The 2,811-nt window shown below is 64.4% G+C and carries 2 protein-coding genes; both read left to right on the top strand.

Annotation, left to right across the window (positions count from 1 at the left end):
• Positions 1–239: 239 nt before the first annotated feature.
• Entirely contained in the window at positions 240–1,757 is a 1,518-nt protein-coding gene (istA, locus tag J8I34_RS33625) for an IS21 family transposase (RefSeq protein WP_209808503.1), read from the top strand.
• A 117-nt stretch (positions 1,758–1,874) separates the two neighbouring features.
• Positions 1,875–2,642 carry an IS21-like element helper ATPase IstB gene (istB, locus tag J8I34_RS33620; RefSeq protein WP_209808501.1) on the top strand — a complete coding sequence of 256 codons (768 nt, stop codon included), beginning with the start codon at positions 1,875–1,877 and terminating at the stop codon, positions 2,640–2,642.
• Positions 2,643–2,811 lie beyond the last annotated feature (169 nt).

The following is a 2,811-nucleotide window of genomic DNA, read 5'->3' as shown; positions in this document are numbered from 1 at the left end:
TGCGTATTCCGGCCGATCGTGACCGGTCATTCCGGATTATCGTGACCGCCGATTCCGGCATCGTGACCGGCGTTTCCGGTTTATCGTGACCAGCCGTTCCGGCGATCGTGACCGGGCCGCCGGAGAGGCATCTCACCGCTGACGTGGTGGCATCCGGCTTGCAATGAACCGGGTGGGGGTGTTGCGTATTGTTCAACCCAGGCTGTGGATAACCTTCTGCGTTTTTACACGGAGAAGCGATGCCCAAGCCCCCCATGACGATACGCATGATCAAAGACGTGTTACGACTCAAGCACGAGTCCGGACTGTCGCACGCCAGCATTGCCGCGGCGCTGCAAGTCTCCAAAGGCGTGGTGTCCAAGTATGTGTCACTGGCCGCTGAGGCCGGCATGACATGGGAGCAGCTACGCGATCTCGATGAAACAGCGATTGCCGCGCACCTGCTGCCCAGCGCACGCGCCAGCGCCTATGTGCCGCCGGACTATGCCCGCATCCACCAGGAACTGCGGCGCAAGGGCGTCACACTGACCCTGCTGTGGCAGGAATATGTTGAGGCCCATCCCGGCGGCAAGACCTATCGCCACACGCAATTCTGCGAGCGCTACCACGCATGGGCCAAGAGTCTGAAGCGTTCAATGCGCCAGACCCACAAGGCCGGTGAGAAGCTGTTCGTTGACTATGCCGGACCGACCATCGCTGTGGCCGACGGCGGCCGCGCCCACGTGTTTGTTGCGGCGCTCGGCGCGTCCAGCTACACATTCGCCTGCGCCACGCCCCGCGAGACGATGGTGGACTGGATCGGCTCGATGGTGCGCGCCTTGAGCTTTATCGGCGGCAGCCCTGAACTGGTCGTGCCAGACAACCCGCGCGCCTTGATTGCCAACGCCGACCGTTATGAGCCGCGCGCTAACGAGACGGTGCTCGACTTCGCGCGCCATTACGGCACCTCGGTGCTCCCTGCCCGTGCGCGGCGTCCGCAGGATAAGGCGAAGGTTGAGGTGGCAGTGCAGATCGTAGAACGTTGGATCCTCGCACGACTGCGCCATCAGCGATTCGAGACCGTTCATGCGGTCGACCGTGCGATTGCGCAGTTACTGCCCGCACTCAATGAGCGCCCCTTCCAGAAGCTGCCGGGCAGCCGTGCCAGCGCCTTCGCGGCCCTGGATGCGCCGGCGTTACGCCCGTTGCCGGCGGTCCCCTACGAGATCGCCAGGTTCCGCACCGTCAAGGTCCACATTGATCAGCATGTCGAGTTCAACAAGCATCGCTACAGCGTGCCCCACGTACTGGTCGGCCAGACGCTTGAGGCACGCATCACCGCGCATGCGGTCGAACTGCTGCACCGTGGCCAGCGTGTTGCAGTCCATGCGCGTGCGGCTAGCGGCGGCTTCACCACTGTGCCTGAGCATCTGCCTGCTGCCCACCGCGCCCACCTGGAGTGGACACCGCAGCGCCTCATCCGCTGGGGCGAGCAGATCGGCGGCGCCACCGGTGCCGTCGTGCGCCGGCTGCTCGAGCAACACAAGCATCCCGAGCATGGCTACCGCGCCTGTCTGGGGCTGCTGAACCTGGCCAAACGCTATGGCAAGGATCGCCTCGAGGCAGCCTGTGGGATCGCGCTGGAACTCGGCGCCTATCAGTACCGCTACGTCAAGAACGTGCTCGAAACCGACCAGGACCGGCTGACTGCTGCCGCTCCTGCCGAGTGGATCAGTCCCGAGCACGCGCACCTGCGCGGCCCCAGCTACTACCAGTGACGACGCCCGTCAGGCGGCACTGACTCTCGCGATCGGCCTCATTGGCCCTCGCACTGCGCCGGGCGGCACTCTCAGTTGCCCTTGCTTGCCCGGCGCTCACAACCGGAACCCAATCTCATGATGACCCATACCACGCTCGCTCAACTACGCTCACTGAAGCTCGACGGCTTTGCCGCCGCGCTGGAAGAACAGCTTGCGCAGCCCGGCGCCAGCGCGCTCGCGTTCGAGGAGCGCCTGGCCCTGCTGATCGACCGCGAACTGCTGTGGCGCAACGACCGCAAGCTTGCCCGCCTGTTGCAGCGTGCTCGACTCAAGTACCCCCACGCCACCATCGAAGACCTCGATGCCCGCCCAGGCCGAGGCATTGATCGGAAACAGGTGACCAGCCTCGCGCTGTCCGATTGGATCGCAACTGGACACACGGTCTTGATCGGTGGCCCAACCGGCGTCGGCAAGACCTGGCTGGCCTGCGCACTGGCGCAATATGCCTGCCGCCGCGGGCATTCGGTCGCTTATCTGCGCGTGCCCAGGCTCGCCGAAGAGCTACGCATCCTGCATGGCAGCGGCGGCTTCGGCAAATGGCTGCTGCAGATGGCCAAGACCGACCTGATCGTGCTGGACGATTGGGCAGTGGCGCCGCTGGACCCGGTCACTCGCAATGACCTGCTTGAACTGATTGACGATCGCGGCGGCAGCCGTGGCCTGCTCATCACCGCCCAGTTGCCGGTCGAGCACTGGCATGGCTGGATCGGCGACCCCACCATCGCCGACGCGATTCTCGACCGCCTGATGCACCGCATTCACCGCATCACGCTGGCCGGCGACTCGCTCAGAAAGACTGCTCAACAAACGAGCACGACATCCAGCGGCAGCCCCACTGCCTAGCTGGCAGAGTAGAATCCGTCCCTGCGCAACACCCTCAATCCATCACCGGTCACGACGCCGGAATCGCCGGTCACAATCAACCGGAAACCGCAGGGACACAGCGGTCACGATAAAACGGAATCACTGGTCACGATGCCGGAATCGGCGGTCACATTCACCGGAATACGCA

This window comes from Cupriavidus phytohabitans (assembly GCF_017815025.1).
Taxonomy (GTDB): Bacteria; Pseudomonadota; Gammaproteobacteria; order Burkholderiales; family Burkholderiaceae; genus Cupriavidus.
This window is presented reverse-complemented; position numbering and strand designations above follow the sequence as displayed.